This window comes from Nonomuraea sp. PA05, from assembly GCF_008086045.1.
In the GTDB taxonomy this organism is placed as follows: domain Bacteria; phylum Actinomycetota; class Actinomycetes; order Streptosporangiales; family Streptosporangiaceae; genus Nonomuraea; species Nonomuraea monospora.
In genome coordinates this window covers 42772-66321 of record NZ_VSEY01000039.1, presented here as the reverse complement: position 1 = coordinate 66321, position 23550 = coordinate 42772, and the positions used below count along the sequence as shown (strand labels likewise).

General features: G+C 71.5%; 18 protein-coding genes. 9 read left to right on the top strand and 9 right to left on the bottom strand.

Features of this window, described 5'->3' with window-relative positions; translation table 11 throughout:
- Window positions 1-122: 122 nt before the first annotated feature.
- The 4 genes from FXF51_RS45085 to FXF51_RS45070 all read left to right on the top strand — a co-directional run bounded on the left by FXF51_RS45085 (window position 123) and on the right by FXF51_RS45070 (window position 4885).
- On the top strand, window positions 123-968 hold the full coding sequence (locus FXF51_RS45085; protein ID WP_148440949.1) for a shikimate dehydrogenase: 846 nt from the start codon (window positions 123-125) through the stop codon (window positions 966-968).
- 11 nt (window positions 969-979) lie between these two features.
- A complete protein-coding gene (locus FXF51_RS45080) occupies window positions 980-2716 on the top strand; it encodes a bifunctional sugar phosphate isomerase/epimerase/4-hydroxyphenylpyruvate dioxygenase family protein (RefSeq protein ID WP_148440948.1) in 1737 nt (578 codons plus the stop codon).
- Window positions 2717-2792: 76 nt separating this feature from the next.
- Window positions 2793-4115, top strand: a complete 1323-nt coding sequence (locus FXF51_RS45075; RefSeq protein WP_316247669.1) for an MFS transporter — start codon at window positions 2793-2795, stop codon at window positions 4113-4115.
- Window positions 4112-4885: an N-acyl homoserine lactonase family protein gene (locus FXF51_RS45070; protein ID WP_148440946.1), complete on the top strand. Its 774-nt coding sequence runs from the start codon at window positions 4112-4114 to the stop codon at window positions 4883-4885. The genes FXF51_RS45075 and FXF51_RS45070 overlap by 4 nt, the downstream gene beginning before the upstream one ends.
- Here the strand turns inward: FXF51_RS45070 and FXF51_RS45065 are convergent.
- The 7 genes from FXF51_RS45065 to FXF51_RS45035 form a co-directional block, all read right to left on the bottom strand.
- A complete protein-coding gene (locus tag FXF51_RS45065; RefSeq protein WP_148440945.1) occupies window positions 4875-6941 on the bottom strand; it encodes a PQQ-binding-like beta-propeller repeat protein in 2067 nt (688 codons plus the stop codon). The genes FXF51_RS45070 and FXF51_RS45065 overlap by 11 nt on opposite strands.
- 12 nt (window positions 6942-6953) lie before the next feature.
- A complete protein-coding gene (locus FXF51_RS45060; protein ID WP_148440944.1) occupies window positions 6954-7655 on the bottom strand; it encodes an ABC transporter ATP-binding protein in 702 nt (233 codons plus the stop codon).
- Window positions 7652-9457, bottom strand: coding sequence for an ABC transporter permease subunit (locus FXF51_RS45055; RefSeq protein ID WP_148440943.1), 1806 nt, complete (start codon window positions 9455-9457; stop codon window positions 7652-7654). The genes FXF51_RS45060 and FXF51_RS45055 overlap by 4 nt, the downstream gene beginning before the upstream one ends.
- Window positions 9454-10323, bottom strand: a complete 870-nt coding sequence (locus FXF51_RS45050) for a branched-chain amino acid ABC transporter permease (protein ID WP_148440942.1) — start codon at window positions 10321-10323, stop codon at window positions 9454-9456. The genes FXF51_RS45055 and FXF51_RS45050 overlap by 4 nt, the downstream gene beginning before the upstream one ends.
- Before the next feature lies 1 nt (window position 10324).
- A complete protein-coding gene (locus FXF51_RS45045; protein WP_148440941.1) occupies window positions 10325-11467 on the bottom strand; it encodes an ABC transporter substrate-binding protein in 1143 nt (380 codons plus the stop codon).
- Window positions 11468-11577: 110 nt separating this feature from the next.
- A complete protein-coding gene (locus tag FXF51_RS45040; RefSeq protein WP_148440940.1) occupies window positions 11578-13293 on the bottom strand; it encodes a thiamine pyrophosphate-binding protein in 1716 nt (571 codons plus the stop codon).
- A complete protein-coding gene (locus tag FXF51_RS45035; protein ID WP_148440939.1) occupies window positions 13290-14738 on the bottom strand; it encodes an aldehyde dehydrogenase family protein in 1449 nt (482 codons plus the stop codon). The genes FXF51_RS45040 and FXF51_RS45035 overlap by 4 nt, the downstream gene beginning before the upstream one ends.
- Before the next feature lie 154 nt (window positions 14739-14892).
- On the opposite strand from FXF51_RS45035, the gene FXF51_RS45030 reads away from it, so the two are divergent.
- Genes FXF51_RS45030 through FXF51_RS45020 form a run of 3 tightly spaced genes read left to right on the top strand, consistent with a single transcriptional unit; the run spans window position 14893 to window position 17579 of the window.
- Window positions 14893-15663, top strand: a complete 771-nt coding sequence (locus FXF51_RS45030; protein WP_148440938.1) for an IclR family transcriptional regulator — start codon at window positions 14893-14895, stop codon at window positions 15661-15663.
- A 15-nt stretch (window positions 15664-15678) separates the two neighbouring features.
- Window positions 15679-16836: a CaiB/BaiF CoA transferase family protein gene (locus tag FXF51_RS45025; protein WP_148440937.1), complete on the top strand. Its 1158-nt coding sequence runs from the start codon at window positions 15679-15681 to the stop codon at window positions 16834-16836.
- Window positions 16833-17579 carry a citryl-CoA lyase gene (locus tag FXF51_RS45020; RefSeq protein ID WP_148440936.1) on the top strand — a complete coding sequence of 249 codons (747 nt, stop codon included), beginning with the start codon at window positions 16833-16835 and terminating at the stop codon, window positions 17577-17579. The genes FXF51_RS45025 and FXF51_RS45020 overlap by 4 nt, the downstream gene beginning before the upstream one ends.
- Before the next feature lie 32 nt (window positions 17580-17611).
- On the opposite strand, the gene FXF51_RS45015 is transcribed toward FXF51_RS45020, so the two are convergent.
- On the bottom strand, window positions 17612-19738 hold the full coding sequence (locus FXF51_RS45015) for a PQQ-binding-like beta-propeller repeat protein (protein WP_187414932.1): 2127 nt from the start codon (window positions 19736-19738) through the stop codon (window positions 17612-17614).
- Window positions 19739-19915: 177 nt separating this feature from the next.
- Between FXF51_RS45015 and FXF51_RS45010 the strand changes: the two genes are divergently transcribed.
- Window positions 19916-20857, top strand: coding sequence for a ThuA domain-containing protein (locus FXF51_RS45010; protein WP_148440934.1), 942 nt, complete (start codon window positions 19916-19918; stop codon window positions 20855-20857).
- Window positions 20858-20870: 13 nt separating this feature from the next.
- On the opposite strand, the gene FXF51_RS45005 is transcribed toward FXF51_RS45010, so the two are convergent.
- Entirely contained in the window at window positions 20871-23114 is a 2244-nt protein-coding gene (locus tag FXF51_RS45005; RefSeq protein ID WP_148440933.1) for an arylsulfatase, read from the bottom strand.
- A 118-nt stretch (window positions 23115-23232) separates the two neighbouring features.
- Between FXF51_RS45005 and FXF51_RS45000 the strand changes: the two genes are divergently transcribed.
- On the top strand, window positions 23233-23481 hold the full coding sequence (locus tag FXF51_RS45000) for a hypothetical protein (protein WP_148440932.1): 249 nt from the start codon (window positions 23233-23235) through the stop codon (window positions 23479-23481).
- The last annotated feature ends 69 nt before the right edge of the window (window positions 23482-23550 follow it).

Below are 23550 nucleotides of genomic sequence, written 5' to 3'. Positions count from 1 at the left end.
GGACTAGATAGTCCACTAGGCTCCAACCCCGTCCCCACCAAGTCAAGAGCCACGTCTAGTCAGCTAACTCACTAGTACGTACATTAAGAAAACCGCAGCACCCTGCTTGAGAGGAAGAAGTGATGGACTCATTCCTGGTCGGGTTGATCGGCTCGGGCATCGGCCCCTCCTGGAGCCCGCCACTGCACGAGCAGGAGGCCGTGCACCACGGCTTGCACTACGTCTACCGGCTGCTGGACACCGACCGGGTCGGCGGCGAGGTGGGCGAGCTGGTCCGCACCGCCCGCAGGTTCGGCTACGACGGGCTCAACATCACCCATCCCTGCAAGCAGGCCGTCATCCCGCACCTGGACGAGCTGTCCCCGGACGCCCGCATGCTCGGCGCGGTCAACACCGTGGTGTTCGACGGCGAGCGGGCCGTCGGCCACAACACCGACTGGACGGGCTTCGCCGAGTCGTTCGCCCGCGGCCTGCCGGACGTGCCCACCCGCAGGATCGTGCAGCTCGGCGCCGGCGGCGCGGGCGCAGCGGTGGCGCACGCGCTGCTCACCATGGGCGCCGACCGGATCACTCTGGTGGACGCGGACCCGGCGCGGGCCACCGCGCTCGCCGGCGAGCTGGCCGCCCGCTTCGGCGCGGGCCGGGCCCGCCCCGCGAGCACCGGCGAGCTGCCGGAGCTGCTGGCCGGGGCCGAGGGGCTGGTGCACGCCACCCCGACCGGCATGGCCCACCATCCGGGCCTGCCGCTGCCAGCCGAGCTGCTGCATCCGGGCCTGTGGGTGGCCGACATCGTCTACCGGCCGCTGGAGACCGAGCTGCTCAAGCAGGCGCGCGCGATCGGCTGCCGGACCCTGGACGGCGGCGGCATGGTCGTCTTCCAGGCCGTGCACGCCTTCCGGCTGTTCACCGGCCGCGAGCCGGACGCCGAGCGGATGTTCGCCCACCTGACCGATCTCATCGCCGTTTAGCAGGAGGAACCGTGCGCAAGTCCATCGCCACCGTGTCGGTGAGCGGCACTCTCCCCGAGAAGCTGGAGGCCATCGCCGCCGCCGGGTTCGACGGTGTGGAGATCTTCGAGAACGACCTGCTGGCCTGCCCGCTCTCCCCCGAGGAGGTCCGCTCCAGAGCCGCGGACCTGGGCCTCGGCATCGACCTCTACCAGCCCTTCCGCGACTTCGAGTCGGTGCCGGCCGACGTGCTGGCGGGCAACCTGCGGCGGGCCGAGCGCAAGTTCAGGGTGATGGAGCGGCTCGGCGCCGACCTGCTGCTGGTCTGCTCGAACGTCTCGCCGGACGCGATCGGCGACGACGAGCTGGCCGCCGAGCAGCTCAGGCTGCTGGCCGAGCGGGCCGCCGAGCACGGCGTCCGCATCGCCTACGAGGCGCTGGCCTGGGGGCGGCACGTCAACGAGTACCTGCACGCCTGGCGCGTCGTCCGGATGGCCGACCATCCGAACCTGGGCACCTGCCTGGACAGCTTCCACATCCTGTCGCGCGGCTCCGACCCGATCGGCATCGAGGCCATCCCGGGGGAGAAGATCTTCTTCCTGCAGCTCGCCGACGCGCCGCTGCTGGCCATGGACGTGCTGCAGTGGAGCCGCCACTACCGCTGCTTCCCCGGGCAGGGCAACTTCGACCTCACGGGGCTGACCGCGAGCGTGCTGCGGGCCGGGTACGCGGGGCCGCTGTCGCTGGAGGTGTTCAACGACGTCTTCCGGCAGGCGTCGGCGGAGCGCACCGCGCTGGACGGGATGCGGTCGCTGATCGCGCTGGAGCAGAGCCTGGACGGGGTTGCGCATCCGGCCGTGCCCGCCGGGTTCGCCTTCGCCGAGCTGGCCGACGACGGCACCCTCGGCGGGCTGCTGAGCGCGCTCGGCTTCGCCCGTACGGGGGCGCACGCGAGCAAGCCGGTCGAGCTGTGGTCGCAGGGCGAGGCGCGGCTCCTGCTCAACTCCCGCGATCAGGAGTCCCATGACGGCCCGGCGCTGGTGGCGATCGGCCTGGACAGCCCCGACCCCGGCGGCGCCGTCAAGCACGCGGGCTCCCTGCTGTCCCCGGTGCTGCCCCGCGAGCGCGCCCCCGAGGACGCCCCGCTGGACGCGATCGCCGCCCCCGACGGCACCGAGATCTTCTTCTGCGACAACGCCTGGCTCGCCGACTTCGGCGAGGGAGCGCTCGTCGAGGGCGGCATCACCCGTATCGACCACGTGGCACTCACCCAGCCGCTGCACTACTTCGACGAGGCCGCCCTGTTCTACCGCGGCGTGCTCGGCCTGCGCCCGCAGGAGAGCCTGGAGCTGCCCGACCCGTACGGCCTGCTGCGCAGCAAGGCCATGTCGAGCCCCGACGGCGCGGTCCGCATGGTGGTGAACATCGCGCAGGTCGGCGCCGGCCACCACCCGTGGCAGCACATCGCGCTGGCCTGCGACGACGTGGTGGCGACGGCCCGCAGGCTGCGGGCGGAGCACCCGGACCTGCTGTTGCCCATCCCGGACAACTACTACGACGACCTGGAGGCCCGCTACGAGGTCGATCCCGAGCTGCGCCGTCTCGGCGTGCTCTACGACCGCGACGGCCGGGGCGGCGAGTTCCTGCACCTGTACACGGTGACCGCCGGCCGGGTGTTCTTCGAGCTCGTGCAGCGGATCGGCGGGTACCAGGGTTACGGGGCCGGCAACGCCCCCATCCGGCTCGCCGTGCAGCACGCGGGTGCTTAATCCTGCGGCAACACCCTTGTAATGTACGAACCGGTGAGTTAGTTTTCCTGTCACCGCACTACCCCCCGACGTCACCGTGAGGAGCAAAATTGTGACGGTGCAGGGCAAACCTCGCAAAGCGGCCGTTGCTGCATGGATCGGCAGCGCCTTGGAGTATTACGACTTCTTCATCTACGGCACGGCCGCCGCGCTGGTCTTCAACAAGATTTTCTTCCCGTCCTCCTCGCCCGCCACGGGGACGTTGCTCGCGCTGGCCACCTTCGGGGTCGGCTATCTGGCCAGGCCCGTGGGCGCGTTCGTGCTCGGGCACATCGGTGACAAGTTCGGCCGCAAGCGGGTGCTGGTCACCACGCTGCTGCTGATGGGCGGCTCCACCTTCCTGGTCGGCTGCCTGCCCACCTACGACCAGGTCGGCGTGCTCGCGCCCATCCTGCTCGTGGTGCTGCGCCTGCTGCAGGGCTTCTCCGTCTCGGGCGAGCAGGCGGGCGCCAACTCGATGACGCTGGAGCACGCCCCCGAGGGGCGGCGCGCGTACTACACCAGCTTCACCCTCAACGGCACCCAGGCCGGCCAGATCATCGCCACCGCGATCTTCCTGCCGATCGCCGCGCTCCCCGAGGAGCAGTTGCTGAGCTGGGGCTGGCGGGTGCCGTTCTGGCTGAGCGTCATCGTGGCCGTCGTCGGCGTCGTCATCCGCCGCACGCTGGAGGAGACGCCCGCCTTCGAGCAGGAGGTCGCCACCAACACCGTGGCCAAGATGCCGATCGCGGTGCTCTTCCGCGAGCAGTGGCGCGACGTGCTGCGCGTGGTCGTCGCCGCGGTCATCGCCTCGGTCAGCACGATCTTCACCGTGCACGCCCTGTCGTACGCGGTCAACACGATGGGCCTGGAACGCAGCCCGATGCTCTGGGTCGGCGTGCTGGCCAACGTCGCCGCGGTCATCACGATCCCGCTATGGGGCAGGCTGTCGGACCGGATCGGCCGCAAGCCGGTCTTCATCGGCGGCTCGCTCGGCTGCGCGGTGCTGATGTTCGCCTACCTGTGGTCGATCTCCGTGAGCAACTACGTGCTGATCTTCCTGGCCGGCATCCTCATGTTCGGCGTCGTGCACAGCGCCACCAGCGCCGTCTGGCCGTCCTTCTACGGCGAGATGTTCACCACCAGGGTCCGCCTGTCCGGCATGGCGATCGGCACCCAGATCGGCTTCGCCATCGCCGGGTTCGCGCCCACGGTGGCCACCGCGATCGCCGGCACGGGGCCCGAGAGCTGGCTCGGCGTCTCGGTCATCACCGCGGTCGTCTGCCTGATCAACGTGGCCGCCGTCGCCACCGGCAGGGAGACCTACCAGGTGCCGACCGAGCAGCTCGGACTCAAGCTCCCCGAGCGGGTCAAGGCATGACCTACCGCGTGTACGCCGTCCGCTACGCCCAGCGCGACGCCCGGCGTGGCGAGCACTTCCACGGCTACGAGAGCGGCGGCGACAGCTCGCACCCGACGTCCTACTACGTCTGGGCGGCCGTCTCCGACGAGCACACGGTGGTGATCGACACCGGCATCGCCCCCGGGCGGGCGGCCCGCGTCGAGGGCCTCGACTACCGTTGTTCACCCGTCGAGGCCCTGGCCGAGCTGGGCATCGACGCCGAGTCGGTCGGCCACGTGGTGCTCACCCACCTGCACTACGACCACACCGGCACCGCCCGCGACTTCCCGCGCGCCCGCTACGTCGTCCAGCAGGCCGAGCTGGACTACTGGAGCGGCCCGTGGGCCGAGCGGATCGCCCGCGAGCGCTGGCTGCTCGACGACGACGACCTCGCCCACCTGCGCGAGGCCCGCAAGGACGGCCGGGCGCTGGTGGTGGACGGGGACGCGTTCGTCGTGCCTGGCCTGAGCGTGCACCTGGTGGGCGGGCACACGGCGGGCATGCAGGTGGTACGGGTGGAGACGGCCCGTGGCCACGTCGTGCTGGCCTCCGACGCCAGCCACTTCTACGAGAACATCGAGAGCGACCGCCCGTTCCCGATCCTGCACAGCATGCCCGGCATGTACGGCGCCTTCGACCGCATCAGGGAGCTGGCCGACGACCCCGGGCTGGTGGTCGCCGGCCATGACCCGCTGGTGCTCGAACGGTTCCCGCCGCACACCCCCGACGTCGCGGTGATCAGCCCGTGACCTCGATCTTGCCGGTGGGCCGCGGGCTGTAGGAGTCGTTGAAGAAGTACTCGCCCGGCTCGGTGAAGGTGTACTGGAACGACTCGCCCGGCTTCAGCCTGACGTCGAACAGTCCCTCGAAGAACTGGGTGGCCCCGTGGACGTTGACGTTGTCCGCGGGGTTGACGAAGGTGACCGTGGTGCCCACCGGCACCCGCAGGTGGGTGGGGGCCATGGCGTTGACCGCCGTGGACTCCACCGCGCCGACCTGCCCGCCCTCGTAGACGCGGGCCAGCACCACCGTGTTGTTCACGACGGCGCCGTCCACCGGCTGGCCCGACACCGGGCGGCGCACCACGGGCGGGGGCGGCGTGGCGGCGGGCGGCACGGAGCCGCCGAGCTTGAACGCCCACAGGTGGTCGCCGCGCGGCGCCGAGTTCCCGTACGGGATGCCGGTGCCGCCGGCGTAGACCGCGAGGTACTGCTCGCCGTCGATCTCGTAGGAGATGGGGCTGCTGCTGACCGCGGCCCCCGTCTGCCAGCGCCACAGCTCGCGCCCGTCACGGGCGTCCAGGCAGAGCAGGTTGCCGTCGGGCTGGCCGATGAACAGCAGGTCGGACGCGGTGGTGAGGATGCCGTTGCCGTGCGCCAGCGAGTACGGCAGGTTCCGCTTCCAGCGCACCCGGTTGGTCGAGGGGTCCACGGCCACCACGCCGCCCGTCATGTACTCGCCGGGCGGGCGCAGCCCGTTCGACGACTCGGTCAGCGAGTGGGCCGCCGCCACGTAGCCGAACCCGGTGTAGACCAGGCGGGTGCTGTGGCTGTAGGACTGGTGGTTCCAGTCGGCGCCGCCGCCGTGGCCGGGGATGGTGAGGATCGGCTCGTCCCAGTGCGGCGTGTACAGCGACCCGATCCGGTAGTTGGGCACCGCCCGGTGCGGCAGGCCGGGCACCTCGGTGCCGAGCGGCTGCCACACGGGCCGATGCTCGGTCCAGCCGCCCTGGCGCGGGAACGGCTGCGTCGGCCACGTCTTCTGCCGCGGCTCCTGCGGGACGGGCAGCTCGTCGATGCCCAGCGGGGCCGAGCCGTCGGCCCGGTCGAGGATGTAGTACATGCCGGTCTTGCTGCCGTACACGACCAGCTTGCGGGTCCGGCCGCGGATGCGGGCGTCCACCAGCACCGGGGCCATGACGTTGTCCATGTCCCAGATGTCGTGGTGGATGGACTGGAAGTGCCACCGGTAGGCGCCCGTCTTCAGGTCCATGGCGACGATCGAGTTGGCGAACAGGTTCTGGCCGCCGCGCTCGGAGCCGTCCTGCGACGACTTGCTGCCCCTGGCGTTGCCGAACGTCCAGTAGACCAGCCCCAGCTCCGCGTCGATCGCGCAGTGCATCCACGGCGTCGCGCCGCCGACCTGCCAGGAGTCGCCCTCCCAGGTGCCGCCGCCGACCTCGCCGGGGGCGGCCGTGCCCCAGAAGTGCCACACCAGGTCGCCCGTCGCCGCGTCGAAGGCGAGCGCCGCGCCGCGCGGCCCGTCGTTGGTGCCGCAGTAGAGCATGCCGTCGTGGTAGGTGACGGCGACCTTCTCCAGGTTGCCGTACCCGTTGTGCTGCCGCTCCCAGACGACCTGGCCGGTGCGCTGGTCGAGGGCGATCAGCCAGTTGTCGTTGGCGCAGGTGAAGACCTTGCCCGCGCCGACCGCCACGCCGCGGCGGGTGACCGCGCCGCGCGTCTGCGCGTACTTCCAGATCGTCGCGCCGGTACGGCCGTCTACGGCGACGACGTTGCCCAGGGCCGACTCGATGAACAGGACGCCGTCCACGGCCACGGCGGTGCTCTGGCTGTTGCCCGCCATCAGCCCGCCCTCGATGTGGTTCGTCCACGCCGCCCGCAGCCGCCGCACGTTGCCGCGGTGCACGGCGCGCAGCGCGGTGTAGTTCTGGTTCGCCAGGTTCCCGCCGACCTTCGGGAAGTTCCGGTCGGCGCGCCCGGTGGCGGCGACGGCGGGGCTCTGTCCCGCTCCGGCGAGCGCGACGGCCGCGACGGCGCCCGCGAGTAACTCTCTGCGACGGACCATGACCTTCCTCTCTCACAAACCCAGATAGATGCGCCGGACCTGAGGGTCGTCGCTCAGCTCCGCCGAGGTGCCGCTGGCGGCGATCTCGCCGTTCTCCATGACCAGGCAGGTGGTGGTGACGTCGAAGGTGAGCTTGGCGTTCTGCTCGACGAGCAATATGGCCAGGCCGTCGGCGTTGAGCTTCTTCAGCGCGGCGGCGATGTCGCCGACGAGCTTGGGCGACAGCCCCATCGACGGCTCGTCCAGCAACATCACCTTGGGCCGGCACATCATCGCCCGCCCGACCGCCAGCATCTGCTGCTGCCCGCCGGACAGCGCGCCGGCCAGCCGGCCGCGCATCTCGCCCAGCACCGGGAACAGCTCGTACACCTCGTCGATCGGGGTGCGCTTCCAGCTGCTGGTGTACGCGCCGAGCAGCAGGTTCTTCTCCACGGTGAGCCCCGGGAAGACGTGCCTGCCCTCGGGGACGTAGCCGATGCCGTGCCGCACCAGGGTGTGCGCGGGAGCGCGCAGCAGGTCGTGCTCGCCGAACCGGATGGCGGTGGCCTGGCGGGGGGCCAGGCCCATGACGGCCTTGAGGGTGGAGGTCTTGCCCGCCCCGTTCGCGCCGATGATGCCGAGCGACTGGCCCGGCTCGACGGTGAAGGACACGTCGTGGGCGGCGCGCACGCCGCCGTAGTGGACCGACAATCCTTCCACGCTGAGTGTGCTCATCTGGTGGCCTCCTCGACGGCGGCTTCTGCGGTCTCCTCGGTCGGCGCGGCCATCGAGTCGCCGAGGTAGGCGGCGACGACGTCCGGGTGCACGGCGACCTCGGCCGGCGGGCCGTCGGCGATCACCCTGCCGCTGGACAGCACCGTGACCTGGTCGCACAGCGACATGACCAGCCCCATGTTGTGCTCGATGATGATCACGGTGACGCCGGAGTCCCTGATGGAGCGGACGATGTCGGCGAGCTGGCGCACCTCCTCGCCGTTCAGCCCGGCGGCGGGCTCGTCGAGCAGCAGCAGGCTCGGCGACATGGCCATCGCGCGGGCCAGCTCGATGCGCCGCTGGATGCCGTACGGCAGCGAGCGCGGCTCGGCGTCGGCGACCTCGCTCAGCCCGAAACGCTCGATGAGCTCCGCCGTCCGCCGGTGCAGCGTGCGCTCGTAGCCCAGCACCTTCCACGGCAGGACCGCGTACCGCCAGATCCAGGTGGTGCGGGTGCGGTCCAGCCCCAGCAGCAGGTTCTCGCGCACGCTGAGGTCCTCGAACAGGCGCAGGTTCTGGAACGTGCGGGCCACCCCGCGCAGCGACAGCCGGTACGGCGCCAGCCCCGTCGCCCCGCGCCCGGCCAGCTCCACCGACCCCTCGGTGGGGTCGTAGAAGCCGCTGACCACGTTGAACAGGGTCGTCTTGCCGGAGCCGTTCGGCCCGACGACGCCGCGGATCTGGCCCGTGGGCACGGTGAGCGACACCTTGTCCAGCGCCACCAGGCCCTTGAACCGCTTGGTCACCTCCCTGACGTCCAGCGCCACCTCCCCTGAGGCGGCCGGCGCGGGCTCGTACGGCAGGAACGCGCCGAGCTGGGCCCGCGAGCCGCCGGTCCGCCTGCGCAGCAGGGCGCGGATCTGCCCGGGCAGGCCCGCCAGCCCCTTCGGCGCGAACACCACGACCAGCACGACCACCAGGCCGTAGCCGAGCTGCGCGTAGCCGGAGGCGTCCAGCAGCGCCTCCCTGACCAGCGACAGCGCGACCGCGCCGACGACGCAGCCCAGGATGCTGCTCCGCCCGCCGATGATCACCATGGCGAGCAGCAGGAACATGTTGGCGATGTTGAACGTCTCGGGCGCGACGAAGCGGATCAGCCCGGCGTACAGCACGCCGGCCAGGCCGCCGTACAGGCCGGACAGCACGAACGCCGTCATCCGCAGCAGCGGGATCTCCGCGCCGAGCGCGCCCGCCGCGAGGTCGTCGTCCCGCATGGCGCGCAGGCGGCGGCCGAGCGGGGAGTGCGTGACGAACAGCGCGAAGGCCAGCGCGATCGCGAAGACCACCAGCTCCACGTAGTAGAACAGGTAGCCGCTGGACAGGTCGACGCCGAACATCGGCGGCACCGGGATGTCGCTGATGCCCTCGGCGCGTCCCGCGATCGTGGAGTTGGTGACCCAGTTCGTGAACGCCAGCGCCAGCCCGAGCGTGACGATGCCCAGGTAGTGCGACTGCATGCGCAGCGCCGGGATGCCGGTCAGCACGCCGAACACCACGGCGGTGAGGATGGCCAGCACGGCGGCGGTCCAGAAGCCGAGGCCCGCCTGCGTGGTCAGGATGGCCACCGCGTACGCGCCGACGCCGAAGAACGCGACCTGGGCCAGGTTGATCTGCCCGGCCACGCCCATGGTCAGGCCGAGCCCGATGGCCAGGATCGCGAAGATGATCGCGACGTCGGCGACGTGGATCGCGTAGCCGCCCAGGCCGTAGGGCAGCAGCCAGGCCGCGACGGCGGCGATGGCGATGAGCGCCACTCGTTTCATGCTCGGTTCACCGTTGCCTCTCCGAAGATGCCGGTGGGGCGGATCATCACGATGACGGCGAAGACCAGGAACGTGACCAGTTCGGAGTACTCCTGGAAGTTGCCCGCGGCGAACGCGTCGAGCAGGCCGAAGGCCAGGCCGCCGACGATCGCGCCGGGCATGCTGCCGAAGCCGCCGAGCATGGCCGCGGCGAAGCCCTTGATGCCGAGGGTGCCGCCCATGGTCGGGTTCACGTACAGCATGGGCCCGATCAGGCTGCCGGCCAGCGCGGCGAGGCCGGCGCCGATGGCGAAGGCCATCGCGTTGCTGCGGCCGACGTGGATGCCGACCGCGGTGGCGGCCTGGTGGTCCATGGCGACCGCCTGCATGGCCGCGCCCCGCTTGGTGCGCTGCAGGAACAGGGCCAGCAGGCCGGTCGCGGCGGCGGCCACCGCGATCACCAGCAGGCTGTAGGTGGGGATGCGGATCCCGGCCACGTCGAGCGGTCCCGTCGCGACCGGGGACGGCACGGCGTGCCCGGTCGCGCCCCAGATGAGGACCGCGCCCGCCTCCAGCACCGCGCCGAAGCCGATCGTGCCGATCAGCATCAGCGTGAAGTCCTTGTTCTCCAGCGGGCGCAGGAATCGCTCGATGACCAGGCCGATCAGGCCCGTGACCGCGATGGCGACGACGATCGCGACCGCGAACGGGAGCTGGGTGGCCAGGTAGAAGGTGGAGGCGGCGTACGCGCCGATCATGACGACGCTGCCGTGGGCGAAGTTGACCAGGCCCATCGTCCGGTAGACGATCGAGAAGCCCATCGCCACCAGCGCGTACACCGCTCCGAATGTGACCCCGCCGATCAGGGTCTGAAGGAAGACCTGCACGTCAGCTCGCGGCCTCGGGCTCGACCTTGCCGTCCTTGACCAGGCCGATCTTGGTTTCGTGGATGCCGACGCCGTTGGCGTCGTAGTTGTAGTTCCCCAGCAGCCCGGCGCGCTTGACGCCGCGGATGGCGTCGGCGAGCTTCTGGCCGCCCTCGCCGTTGGTCTGCTTGAGCGCCTCGATGAGGATGGACGCGCCGTCGTAGGCCTTGGCGACGTGCATGCGGGCGTCCTCGTTGTAGGCGGCCTTGTACTTCTCGGCGAACGCCTTGATCTCGGGGGTGGCGTCGTTGCTCAGGTAGGGGGAGCTGACGATGGTGCCCTCGGCGTTCTCCAGCCCGGCGGTGTCGGCGTAGACGTCGGTGCCGACGGGGGCGCCACCGGCGAAGATCGCCTTGATGCCGAGCTCGCGGGCCTGCTTGGCGATCAGCCCCGACTGCACCTCCTCGGCGCCGATGAACAGCACCTCGGGGTTCTGCTCGCGGATCTTGGCGAGGTTGGAGTTGAAGTCCTTCTGGTCGGGGGTGACGACCTCGTCGGCGGACGGGGTGACGTTCCTGGTCTTGAGCGAGTTGAGGAACGCGTCGTGCTCGCCGGAGCCGTAGGCGCCGTTGTTGCTGATCAGGGCGATCTTCTTGTAGCCCTTGTCGTCCACCAGGTGCTTGGCGAGCGTCTCGTCGAAGGTGACGCTGGTGGGCGCGTTGAGGAAGAGGAACGGGCTGCCCAGCTCGGCCAGCTTGGGCGACTGGCCCGAGGTGATGTTGGGGATCTTGGCGTCCTTGAGAATGGGCGCCATGGCGAGGGTGACCGCGCTCTCGGCGGTGCCGAGCATCGCGATGTAGCCCTCGGCGGAGATCTTCCTGGCCACGTTGGTGCCGACGGTGGGGTCGCCCTGGCTGTCGAACAGGTCGAGCTTGATCTGCCGGCCGTTGATGCCGCCGGCCTTGTTGGCCTCGTCGATGGCGAGCTTGACGCCCTTGTGCTCCCACTGGCCGAGCGAGCTGAGCTGGCCGCTCTGCGCGTTGGCGTTGGCGATCTTGATGGGGCCGGTGGCGGTGGCCCCGGTCTCGGCCTGCTGGCCGGGCGGGGCGCAGGCGGCGAGCGCTATCAGGGCCGCGGCTGCGATGGAGAATCTCGTGAAACGCACGGTTCACCTCTAGGGGGGTGGGTGAGAGTTAATTCACGGACTAGTACGTTCGTTATAAGCGACGGGAAACGCTGAGGGAATCTCGAACGTGCAACGGTTTCCCGGACAGGTCAGTCGGTGAACAGACCCTGGTAGATGTCCTTGATGTTCCAGTGGCCCGGCGTCGGCACCGGTTCGTTCACCATCGGCACGTCGATCACGGCGGGCCGCCGGTTCGCGACCGCCTCGCGCAGCGCCGCGCCCAGGTCGCCGGGCGCGGCGACGGTGTGGCCGCCGGCGCCGCACGCCCTGGCGAGCGCGGCGAAGTCCGGGCTGTACGGCTGCCCCGCCGGGTCGGTGAAGTCGCAGCCGTGGCTGCGGCCGAAGTGCGCCGACTGCAGGTCGGAGATCGTGCCGTGGGCCCGGTTGTTCATCACCACGAACACCACGGGGGCGCCCTGCTCGACCGCGAGCGGCAGGGCGGGCAGCTGCGCGCTCATCCCGCCGTCGCCGATGAGCGCCACCACCGTCCTGCCGGGCTGCGCGAGCTGCACGCCGACGGCGGCGGCCGGCCCGAACCCCATCGTGGACGCCCCGCCGGGGGTGACGAAACGGCCCTCGGCGGGCAGCTCGTAGCACTGGGCGACGCCGTTCTTGTTCCAGCCCACGTCGGTGACCAGGATCGTGTCCGGCGGCAGGGTGTCCCGCAGGTCCGCGAGGATCCGCTCGGGACGCAGCGGGAAGTCCTCGCTGCGGCCCCGCTCCCGGCTGGCCGCGAACAGCTCCGTCCGCGCCTCCAGGATCTGCTTGCGCAGCTCGTGCCGGGAGCGGGCGGGGTGCGAGGCGGCGGCGTCCGCGATCGCCTCCACCGCGAGCCGCACGTCGGCGACGGCGCCGATCTCCGCCGGGTAGTTGCGGCCGATCTCGGCCGGGTCGATGTCGATCTGGATCAGCGTGCTGCCGGAGAAGTCCCAGGTGAAGCGGGGATCCCAGGAGCTGGCGTCGGTCTCGGCGAACCGGGTGGCCAGCGCCAGCACCACGTCCGCCTCACGGGCATAGGCGTTGGTGAGCTCCAGCCCCCAGAAGCCCGGCATCCCGACGACCAGCGGATGCGCGTCGGGCACCGTGCCCTTGGCCATCAGCGAGTGCGCGATCGGGATGTCGAGGTGCTCGGCCAGCCGGATCAGCGGCCCCGGATCCTCGCGCAGGCCGCCGCCCACGTAGATCAGCGGGCGTTCGGCGCCGGCCAGCTTCGCGGCGATCAGCTTCGCGGTTTCCTGCGGCAGGCCGGGCCGCGCCACGTGGCTGATCGGCGGGTACGGCGCGGCGGGCCGGGAGAAGACGTCCATCGGCACGTTGACCAGCACCGCGCCGGGACGGCCCGAGGTGGCCGTGAAGAAGGCGCGCTCGACGAAGCGGCCCAGGTCCTGTGCCCGGTGCACGTTCCAGGCCCGCTTGACGAACGGCCGGAACACGCTCGCCTGGTCGTCGTCGGCGTGCAGGTTGATCTCCTGGTGCGGATGCCGCCCGTGGTAGTACGACGGGATGTCGCCGGAGATCACCACCAGCGGCACCGAGTCCAGCGCGGCCGTCATGACGCCGGTCGCGGCGTTGGTCAGGCCGGGCCCGACGTGCACGAGCAGCACGCCGGGCTTGCCGGAGGCGCGGGCGTAGCCGTCGGCGGCGTGTGCGGCGGCCTGCTCGTGGCGGGCGATGACGAACCGGACGGAGCTGTCGGCCAGCGCGTCCAGGACGGCGATGTTGGTGTGGCCGCAGGTGCCGAAGACGTACTCGACGCCCAGCTCCTCCAGTTGCGCGACGAGCGCGTGGGCGGCTGTGGTGGTCACTCGTCTCCCCAGATGGTCAGGCCCTTGAGCATGAGGGTCTTGGTCACGGTGAAGTCCTCGATCATCCAGCGCGGCGACTCGCGGCCGATGCCGGAGTCCTTCACGCCGCCGAACGGCACGTGGTCGAGGCGGAAGTTGGACGAGCCGTTCACGATCAGGCCGCCGACCTCCAGCTCCCGCCAGGCGGTGACGATGCGGCGCACGTCGTGGGTGAACAGCCCGGCCTGCAGCCCGTACGAGCTGCGGTTGCACTCCTCGATCACCTCGTCGAAGCCGTCGTAGGGGAGCACGGCCACCAGCGCTCCGAACACCTCCTCGCGCACCACCTTCGCCTCGGCGGGCGGGGCGACGACGACGGTCGGCGCCATCACCGAGCCGTCGCGGGTGCCGCCGGCCGTCACCCGGGCGCCCTGGGCGGCGGCCTCGGCCGTCCAGCGGACCACCCGCTCGGCCGCGTCGTCGTCCACCATGGAGCCCACGTCGGTGCCCGGGTCGAGCGGGTCGCCCACGGCCAGGCCCTTCACCTGCGCGGTCAGCTCCTCGGCGAACTCCTCGAAGCGGCTGCGGTGCACGTAGACGCGCTGCACCGAGATGCAGCTCTGCCCGGAGTTGCTGTAGCCGGTGCGCGCGCACGCCAGCGCGGCCTCGGCGATGCCGGCGTCCTCGCAGACGATGGTGGCGGCGTTGCCGCCGAGCTCCAGCATCACCCGCTTCGGCCCGGCGGCGTGGGCGACGGCGTGACCGGCCGCGACGCCGCCGGTGAAGCTGACGACGGCGATCTCCGGCGCGGCGCACAGCCGCGCGCCCACGTCGCCGCCCCCGTGCAGGACCTGTACGGCCTCCACCGGCATCCCGGCCTCCAGCAGCAGCTCCACCAGGGCGGTGGAGACGGCGGGCGCCTGCGGCGGCGGCTTGACGATCGTGGGGTTGCCCGCCGCGAAGGAGGCGGCGAGCTTGTGGGCGAGGAGGTTGGCGGGCGCGTTGAACGGCGTGATCGCCAGCACGGGGCCGGCCGGGGCGCGCTGGGTGATCGCGGTGTTGCCGACGCCCCGGCCCCAGCCCGCCACCGGCAGCACCTCACCGCCGATCATGCGGGCCTCGGCGGCGGCGACGGACAGCGTGTCGGCGACGCGCAGCACCTCGCCGCGCCCGTCCTTGAGCGGCTTGCCCAGCTCCAGCGCCAGCAGCCGGGCCAGCCTGTCGCCCTGCGCGGTGACCGCGGCGGCGGCCCGCTCCAGGATGTCGGCCCTGGTGGCGGGCGCCAGCCGGGCGACCCGCCTGGCGGAGCGCCGGGCGTGGTCCAGGGCCGCGGCGACGTCCTCGGGTTGAGCGGTGCGGGCCCTGCTGACGGGCTCGCGGAGGTAGGGGCCGATGCGTTCGGCATGCGGGCCTTCGGTCAGCCACTGCCCGGCGACTAAGCAACCGGCTTCGTGGATGGTGTTCATGATGACTCCCACTGAATCCGCTCAGCGGTTCTGGTAATCCGCACTGTGGATTGCCTCACGGTATGAGCCAGGCGAAGGTTATGGCAAGAGCATCAGGCAATCCACTTGGTGGAGCGTATGGACCGCTATGCGGACTCGGTGTTAGCGTACGGCCATGCCTTCGAACATCCCCGCGGCGTCGGGAGAGGGCGGGGGCGTACGCAGCGTCCAGCGCGCGTTCGACATCCTCTCGCTGCTCACCGAGGACCGGCGGTCGTTGACGATCCGCGAGGTCGTCGACGAGACGGGCCTGGCCAAGACCACGGCGCTGCGCCTGCTGCAGACCCTGGAGCACCTGGGCCTGCTGTGGGCCACGCCCAACGGGTTCGCGGCCGGCCCCGCGCTGTGGCGCTGGGCGCACCTGGCCCGTACGGCGTGGGAGCTGCCGCCGGAGACCGTCCAGCTCATGCGCGAGCTGGGGGCGCGGCACCGGGAGACCGTCAACCTCTACGTGCCGCGCGACACCCACCGGGTCTGCATCGCCCAGCAGGAGAGCCCGCAGCCGCTGCGCCACGTGGTGCGCGTCGGCGACGAGCTGCCCCTGTGGGCGGGCGCGTCCTCGAAGGTGCTGCTCATCGAGGCGCCCGAACGCCTGCTCGTCCGGGTGGCCCGCTCCTCCCCGTACGGCGAGGCCCACGTGCCGACGCTGCGGGCGTGGATCGGGCAGGCGGCGCACGACGGGTACGCGGCCAGCCACGGCGAGCGCGAGCCCGGCCTGTCCGCGGTCGCCGTCCCGGTCGCCCGTGGTACGGGGCCCGTGGCGGCGCTGACGCTGAGCGGCCCCACCGTCCGCTTCACCGAGGAGCGGGTCCGGGAGTTCGCCGCGGATCTGCGCGAGGCGGCCAAGCGGATGTCGGAGCGCGGGTTCGACCATCCTCTGACTTGACTCAATGGAGCGTGCATGCAGCAGTTGCCACTGGACGGCGTCAAGGTCGTGGACCTGACCAACGTTCTGGCCGGGCCGTACTGCAGTTATCAGCTGATGTTGTTCGGCGCGCAGGTGGTCAAGGTCGAGCTGCCGGGCACCGGCGACCTCGCCCGGCGGCTCGGCCCCGACCCCGAGCTCAACCGGGCCGGGATGGGCACGTCCTTCCTGGCCCAGAACGCCGGCAAGAAGTCCGTCGAGCTCGACCTGAAGAGCCCTGACGGGCGGGCCGCGTTCGAGTCGATGCTCGCCGGCGCCGACGTCCTGCTGGAGAACTTCAGAGCCGGGGTGATGGCCAGGCTCGGCTACGGCTGGGACCGGCTGCGCGAGCTGAACCCCGCCCTCGTCTACTGCGCCATCTCCGGCTTCGGGCAGAGCGGCCCGATGAGCGGCGCCCCCGCCTACGACCAGATCGTCCAGGGGCTGTCCGGCATGATGAGCGTCACCGGCACCCCCGACACGGCGCCGCTGCGGGTGGGCTTCCCCATCGCCGACACCGTCGGCGGGCTGATGGCCGCACTGGCGATCTCCGCCGCGCTGGCCGGGCGGCACCGCACCGGGCGCGGCTGCTTCCTGGACCTGTCCATGCTGGAGGCGTCGCTCTCCGCGATGGGCTGGACGGTCTCCAACTACCTGGTCAGCGGCGTCGAGCCGGAGCCGATGGGCGACCAGAACGCCACCGCCGCCCCCTCCGGCACGTTCGAGACCGCCGACGGGCCGCTCAACATCGCCGCCAACCAGCAGGCCCAGTTCGAGACGCTGTGCCGGCTCGTCGGGCGGCCCGACCTGCCCGCCGACCCGCGCTTCGCCGAGCGCGAGTCGCGCAAGACCCATCGGGGGGCGCTCAACCAGGAGCTGAACCAGGCGTTGCGGGCCAAGACGGCGCTGGAGTGGGAGGAGATACTCTCCGCCGAGGGCGTGCCCGCCGCCCGGATCCTCACCGTCCCGCAGGCGCTGGCGCTCGATCAGGTACGTCATCGCGGCTTCCTGACCGAGGTGCCGTTCGCCGGGCCGGGAGAGCGGCCGGTGACCGTCACGGGGAACGGGGTGGTCATCGACGGGGTCGCGTTGCGCCCGCACGGGCCCGCGCCGCTGCTCGGGGAGCACAACGCCGAGTTCGAGGCGGCCTCATGAACGAGCGTGACACCGCCGCGGACTGGTGGGCCACCGCCGTGTCGCGGATCGAGCCCGACCTCATCGAGCTGCGCGGGCACCCGGTGCAGGACCTCATCGGGCGGATCGGCTTCGCCGAGATGATCTGGCTCATGCTGCGCGGCGAGCGCCCCGATCCGCGGCAGGCGGCGCTGCTGGAGGCGGCGCTGGTCTCGTCCGTCGATCACGGCCCGCACGCGCCGTCCATCGCCGTCGCCCGGATGGCCGTCACCTGCGGGGTGGGGCTGAACAACGCCGTCGCCACCGGGGTCAACCTGCTCGGCGACGTGCACGGCGGCGCGGGCGAGCAGTGCGTCGGGCTGCTGGAGGAGGTGGTGGCCGACGGGGACGCCGCAGCCGTGGTGGCGCGATGGCGCGCCCGCGACAAGTACCTGCCCGGCTTCGGCCACCGCTTCCACCGCCGCGACCCGCGCCGCGACCCGCTGCTCGGGCTGGTCTCGGAGGCGGCGGGGGCCGGGGTGGTGGCGGGTGCGCACCTGCGGGCCGCGCTGGAGGTCGAACGGCTGATCGCGCCGGTGCCGATGAACATCGACGGGGCGACCGCCGTGGTCTACGCCGAGCTGGGCTTCCCGGCGCCGCTGGCGCGCGGGCTGTTCGTGCTCAGCCGCTCCGTGGGGATCCTGGCCCACGCGTGGGAGGAGAGCGGGCAGGGGCGGCGCAACAAGGGGCCGATCCCGCCGTCCATCCTGCCGACCTGGCTGTGAGGGGAGCCCCGCCGTCCGGCGGGGCCCCGCTCTCAGAAGACGACGATCTTGCCGGTGTTCTGCGGGTAGATCGCGTCGTTGTAGAAGTACTCGCCCGGGGTGTCGAAGGTGTGAGTGAACGACTGGCCGGGCATCAGCACACCGGTGTCGAACTCGTACTCGAAGAACGAGACGGCGGCGTGCGCGGAGGCGTTGTCCGCCGGGTTGACGAAGGTCACGGTGGTGCCCTTGGGCACCCGCAGGTGCTGCGGCGACATGGCGTTCTGCGCCACCGTGTTCTCCGTCGCGCCGGGCCGCTGGTTCGCCGCGTCCCAGACTCGGCCGAGCGTGACCGTGGTGCCGGTGACGGCCGCCGCCCTGATGTCGTTGCGCTGCTTGGGCGGCGTCGGCGCGGCGGCGGGCGCGACCTTGCCGCCGAGCTTGAAGGCCCACAGGTGGTCGCCCCTGGGGATGTCCGGGTACGGCAGGCCGTTGCCGCCCGCCAGCACCGCGACGTACTGCTCGCCGTCGATCTCGTAGCTGATCGGGCTGGTGTGCACCCCGGCGCCGCACTGGAAGCTCCACAGGACGCTGCCGTCGGTGTCGTCCATGGCGTGCAGCACCCCGTCGGGGCCGCCCTGGAACATCACCCGTCCCGCCGTCGTCAGGATGCCGTTGCCGTGCGCGAGCGACCACTCCCGGTCCAGCGTCCACACGGGCGTGTTGGTGCGCGGATCGACCGCCGCGATGCCGCCCGCGAAGTACTCCCCGAGCGGGCGGGAAGTGTTGACCCGGCCCTCGCGGCTGTTGGAGAAGCCGGAGTTGATCAGGCCGTAGCCGACGTAGATCCAGCCTGTGTGCGGGTTGTACGACAGGTGCGCCCAGTCCGCGCCGCCGCCCGCGCCCGGGAAGATGATCGTCGCCCGGTCCCAGTGCGGCGTGTAGAGGCCGCCCCAGGCGTAGAACGGCACCGGCCTGGTGGCCTTGCCGAACTCCGGCGCCTGCGTGATGAACGGCTTCCCGCCGGGGAACGGCTGCGTGGCCGCCGTCTTCTGCTGGTCGTTCTGCGGGACCGGCCGCTCCTCCATGCCGTGCAGCGGCTCGCCGCTGGTGCGGTCGAGGATGTAGAACATGCCGACCTTGCTGCCGTACACGACGGCCTTGCGTAGCCGGCCCTTGACCTTGACGTCCACCAGCACCGGGGCCATGACGTTGTCGAGGTCCCAGATGTCGTGGTGCACCGACTGGAAGTGCCACTTGCGGGTGCCGGTCTTGGCGTCGATGGCCACGATCGAGTTGGCGAACAGGTTGTCGCCGCCCCTGGTGGCGCCGTCCAGGCGCGGGTAGGAGCCGCCGAACGTCCAGTAGACCAGCCCGAGGTCCGGGTCCACCGCCGGGTGGATCCACGGGACGGCGCCGCCCGTCTTCCAGGATTCGCCCTCCCAGGTGTCGTTGCCGAACTGGCCCTCGCCGGGGCACGACCAGAACGTCCAGGCGACCTCGCCGGTGGCCGCCTTCAGCGCGTACGCCCGGCCGCGCGCGCCGCCGGTGCTGCCCTGCATGCCGACATAGATGAGCCCGTCCCAGTAGACGACGGCACCGGCCAGCGTGCCGGTCAGGCCGCCGCACTGGCCGTTCTGCGGGTCGCAGCCGCCGGTGTCGCCGCCGCCCTCGTCCTCGGTGATGAGCTGCCGCTGCCAGGCGATCTCGCCGGTGCCCTTCTTCAGCGCGTACACGATGTTGGCGCCGGAGGTGGAGAAGACCAGGCCCTCGCCGAGCGCGACGCCGCGCATGTTCGTCTGCTTCGTGCCCAGGTTCGTCTTCCACTTGAGCGCGCCGGTCTTCCCGTCCACGGCGAAGACGTTCTGCTGCGTGGTCTGGACGTACAGGACGCCGTTCTCCACGACGCAGGTGCTCTGCTGGGCGGCCGACGTGCTGCCGCCCTCCAGGTTGACGTGCCAGGCGCCGCCGAGCCGCCGCAACGTGCGGGCGTTGATCTGTTTGAGCGGGGAGTAGTTGGTGTTGGCCAGGTTCCCGCAGACCTTGGGGAAGTCCTTGCCCGTCACGCCCAGGGACGCGGGCTGCCGTTCCAGCGCCTCTTGCGCCTGGGCGGGCTCCGTGATCGCGGCTGAAGCGGTCAGCGTGGCTGCCGCACCGAGGAGGAAGTTTCGTCGTTCCACTGGCACCAAACTTTCGGTGGTCCGCTTGGTGGACCACTAGATCCGTAAGACGGACGCACCATAAGTCCCAGCCGTGAGTGAAGGCAAGAGCTTGTCGCCGCTAAGATCCGCAGTTACGCTCAAGCCTCTGAGTGGACCAAACGATCCACCTAGTGGATCCTCCTGCGAGGTGCCCCCATGCGCAGCAAACTCTCCATCGCCGCCGCCACCGGAGCCGCGGCCCTCCTGCTCACCACCACCGCTCCCAGCTCCGCTGCCTCGCCTTCGCCGGCGCAGAACCTCGGGGACCCCGACTACGGCGTCTGCCGGGGCACCGACCCCCGCTGCTACCACGACTGGGGCAACTTCGACCCGGCCAAGGGCTACAAGCTGCTCGTCTACAGCCGCACCGCCGGCCCCCGCCACGCCCACCTCGGCACCCCGCTCGGCCCCGGCCTCAACCCGCCGCTCAACGACGACAACGTGGCCGTCAAGGCCGTGGTGAAGCTCGGGCAGGAGAACGGCTTCGCGGTCGACTACACCGAGGACGTCACCCAGCTCTCCTCCGCCGGCCGCCTGCTCGGCTACAACGCGGTGATGTTCCTGAGCACCACCCGCGACACCCTCGACGACGCCGCCCAGACCGCGCTGCGCCAGTACGTCCGCGCCGGCGGCGGCTTCATCGGCGTGCACAACGCCTTCGGCACCGAGTACAACTGGCCCTGGTACGAAGGCCTGCTCGGCAACGCCAACTTCTACGACCACGGCGCCAACCAGCCCGGCACCGTCGAGACGGTGAACCGCCGCGACGCCTCCACCCAGGGCCTGCCCCGCACCTGGGCCTTCTCCGACGAGTGGTACAACCTCATCCCCGCGCCCACCCGCGTCCGCGTGCTCGCCGAAGTGGACGAGAGCACCCTGCCGCAAGGGGTGCGCGGCAACCTCGGCCACCCCGGGCACGGCGAGCACCACCCGGTGAGCTGGTGCCAGTACTACGACGGCGGCAAGGCCTGGCTGACCACCCTCGGGCACGACGTCAAGGCGTGGACCGACGCGCCCATGGAGGGTGACCAGTACTTCGTCCAGCACCTGCTGGGCGGGGTCAAGTCCGTGCTCGGCATGGCCCCCTTCTGCCGCTGAGCACCCGGCGCCGTCAATCGGCGTGCAGGGCGGTCCTCAGGTCGGCGAGGGGGTCGGGCTTGGCGCGGCCCGGCGTCTGGACGCGCACGGAGACCAGCCGCCCGTTCCACGCGGCCGGAACGCGGTACCGGTCCGACACGGCCAGCCCCGAGTCGTGCCCCAGCCGCAACCCGGCCCCGCCGTGCTGGAGGGCGACGGGCAGGAGGCCGCCGAAGGCCAGCGACCCCACCACGGTCGCGCCGTGCAGCAGGTGGAAGGCCGCGCCGTCGGGCCCTGTGACGTGGGCGATCCCCAGGGCCTGACGACCGGGCGGGACGGGCCGGTCCCCGGCCACCTCCAGGATCTCCCCGGCACGCGAGAAGGTGAAGACCAGCCGCCCCTCCGCGACGTACAGCGCCAGCCCGCCGTGCAGGTCCCCCAGCGCGAACAGCACCCCGTCGGGCTCGTCCGCCGCCTCCACCTCGGCGGTGAAGCGGAAGCCGCCGAACAGGATCGGCAGCGACTCGTCGCAGATCGGCGAGGCGCCGGGCCGGTAGGTGCGGTCGTCGCCGAGCGGCCAGACGGGGCCGATGAGGGCGCCGATGCGGTCCACGAGGTTGTCGTAGAGCGGCAGGACATGGTTGCGCTCCGCCTCCTCGTCCCACAGCCGCCGCAGCTCGGCGACCACCTCCGGATGGCCGGCCGACACGTCGGCGGCCTCGGAGAAGTCGGCGGACAGGTCGAACAGCGCCCAGTGGTCGGCGTCGAAGTCGCGGCTGCCGGCCAGCAGCTCCTGCTCGTCGAGGATGCCGGTGGAGACGTGGTCGGTGGTGGTCTTCCAGCGGCCGTGGATGAGCGAGCGGGAGCCCAGCATCTCGAAGTACTGGGTGTCGCGCGGCGCGGGCGCCCCGGCGTCGTCGAACCCGGCGCGGAAGCTGGCGCCGTTGATCCGCTGCTGCTCGATCCCGTCCACGACGTCCGGCGCCTCGATGCCGATCGCGTCCAGCAGCGTCGGGAACAGGTCGTTGACGTGCAGGACCGGGTCGCGGACCGCGCCGCGCGCGTGGATCCCCGCGGGCCAGTGCACGATCAGCGGCGTACGGGTGCCGCCGAGCCACGTGTAGCGCTTCCACAGGCGGAACGGGGTGTTGCCGGCCCACGCCCAGCCCCAGGCGTAGTGGTTGTAGGTGGCGGGGCCGCCCCAGTCGTCGTAGTGGGCGAGGTTGTCCGGCAGGGACTCGGGGATGGCCGAGGAGAAGCGGTGCTCGTTGACGCTGCCGTGCACGCCGCCCTCGGCGCTGGCCCCGTTGTCGGAGAACAGCACGACGATCGTGTCGTCGAGCCGTCCGGTCTCCTCCAGGTGGTCGAGCAGGCGGCCGATCTGGGCGTCGGTGTGGGTCAGGAAGCCGGCGAAGACCTCCTGCTGGCGGGCGTACAGGCGGCGCTCGTCGGCGCTGAGGTCGTCCCAGGCCCGCACATAGCCGGGGCGGGGCGTGAGGGTGGTGCCGGGCGGGACGACGCCCGCGTCGAGCTGGCGCTGGAAGATCTCCTCGCGCCAGGCGTCCCAGCCGTGGTCGAAGCGGCCCCGGTAGGGCTCGACCCACTCGGGTGTCACGTGGTGCGGGGAGTGCATGGCGCCGAGGCCGTAATACAGGAAGAACGGCTTGCCCGGCGCGGCGTGGCGCTGGTCGTCCAGGTAGCGGATGGCGCGGTCGGTCAGGTCCTCGGTGAGGTGGTAGCCCTCCTCGGGGGTGGCGGGCGGCTCGACGTAGTGGTTGTCCTCGACGAGGTTGGGCGCGTAGTGGTTGGCGTCGCCCTGGAGGAAGCCGTAGTAGCGCTCGAAGCCGAGGCCGAGCGGCCAGTGGCTGAACGGGCCCGCCGCCGAGCGCTCGAAGCGCGGCGTGAGATGCCATTTGCCCACGGCCAGGGTGGAGTAGCCGTGGTCGCGCAGGATCCGTGGCAGGGTGGCGGCCGAGCGGGGGATGCGGGCGGTGTACCCGTGGTGGTCGAGGGGGATGTCGGCGAGGAATCCCATGCCGACGGCGTGGTGGTTGCGGCCGGTGAGGAACGAGGCCCGCGACGGGGAGCACAGGGCGGTGACGTGGAAGCGGTTGTAGCGCAGGCCGCAGGCGGCCAGCCTGTCGATGTGGGGGGTGGCGATGTCGGAGCCGAAGCAGCCGAGCTGGGCGAAGCCGGTGTCGTCCAGGACGATGGCCAGGACGTTCGGAGCCGTGGCCGGCGGGCGGGCGGCGCTGCGGAAGACGGGTTCTGCGGTCATGGTGGTCACTCCGGTGGATCAGGTCGCGGCCGGCGTGGTGGCTCCGGCCCGCGGGGCGGGGACACGGTTGAGCAGGAGGCCGGAGCCCGCTGCGACGATCATGATGGTGAGGCCGTGGATGCCTGGCAAGGCGGCGCTCATCGACGCGCTGTACGAGTACCGGATGACCCCGCTCAACCGGCGGTGCGGCGAACTGATCGAGGGCCTGCGCGCACGGCCTGGAACGGTGCTCAGCCTGCACATCGTCGTGGTGCTGGCCGACGTCGAGCAGCGGCTCGACGCGCCCGGGTTCGAGGAGGCCGAGGCCGCCGCGGCCATGGCCGACCTGCGGAGGACCGCTCTGGCCGTCCTCGCCGCGCCCGGATGAGCCTGCGGAGGCGCGGCCGTCCGCGCTGGACGCGACGCGGCTGGCCCAAGCCGTTGGAAGGGCGCGATA

Bases quoted from the DNA above. Each gene is read 5' to 3' on its own strand.
- FXF51_RS45085 (WP_148440949.1), top strand. From the start codon at position 123: ATGGACTCATTCCTGGTCGGGTTGATCGGCTCGGGCATCGGCCCCTCC.
- FXF51_RS45070 (WP_148440946.1), top strand. From the start codon at position 4,112: ATGACCTACCGCGTGTACGCCGTCCGCTACGCCCAGCGCGACGCCCGG.
- FXF51_RS45065 (WP_148440945.1), bottom strand. From the start codon at position 6,941: ATGGTCCGTCGCAGAGAGTTACTCGCGGGCGCCGTCGCGGCCGTCGCG.
- FXF51_RS45060 (WP_148440944.1), bottom strand. From the start codon at position 7,655: ATGAGCACACTCAGCGTGGAAGGATTGTCGGTCCACTACGGCGGCGTG.
- FXF51_RS45055 (WP_148440943.1), bottom strand. From the start codon at position 9,457: ATGAAACGAGTGGCGCTCATCGCCATCGCCGCCGTCGCGGCCTGGCTG.
- FXF51_RS45035 (WP_148440939.1), bottom strand. From the start codon at position 14,738: ATGAACACCATCCACGAAGCCGGTTGCTTAGTCGCCGGGCAGTGGCTG.
- FXF51_RS45030 (WP_148440938.1), top strand. From the start codon at position 14,893: ATGCCTTCGAACATCCCCGCGGCGTCGGGAGAGGGCGGGGGCGTACGC.
- FXF51_RS45025 (WP_148440937.1), top strand. From the start codon at position 15,679: ATGCAGCAGTTGCCACTGGACGGCGTCAAGGTCGTGGACCTGACCAAC.
- FXF51_RS45020 (WP_148440936.1), top strand. From the start codon at position 16,833: ATGAACGAGCGTGACACCGCCGCGGACTGGTGGGCCACCGCCGTGTCG.
- FXF51_RS45010 (WP_148440934.1), top strand. From the start codon at position 19,916: ATGCGCAGCAAACTCTCCATCGCCGCCGCCACCGGAGCCGCGGCCCTC.
- FXF51_RS45005 (WP_148440933.1), bottom strand. From the start codon at position 23,114: ATGACCGCAGAACCCGTCTTCCGCAGCGCCGCCCGCCCGCCGGCCACG.
- FXF51_RS45000 (WP_148440932.1), top strand. From the start codon at position 23,233: ATGCCTGGCAAGGCGGCGCTCATCGACGCGCTGTACGAGTACCGGATG.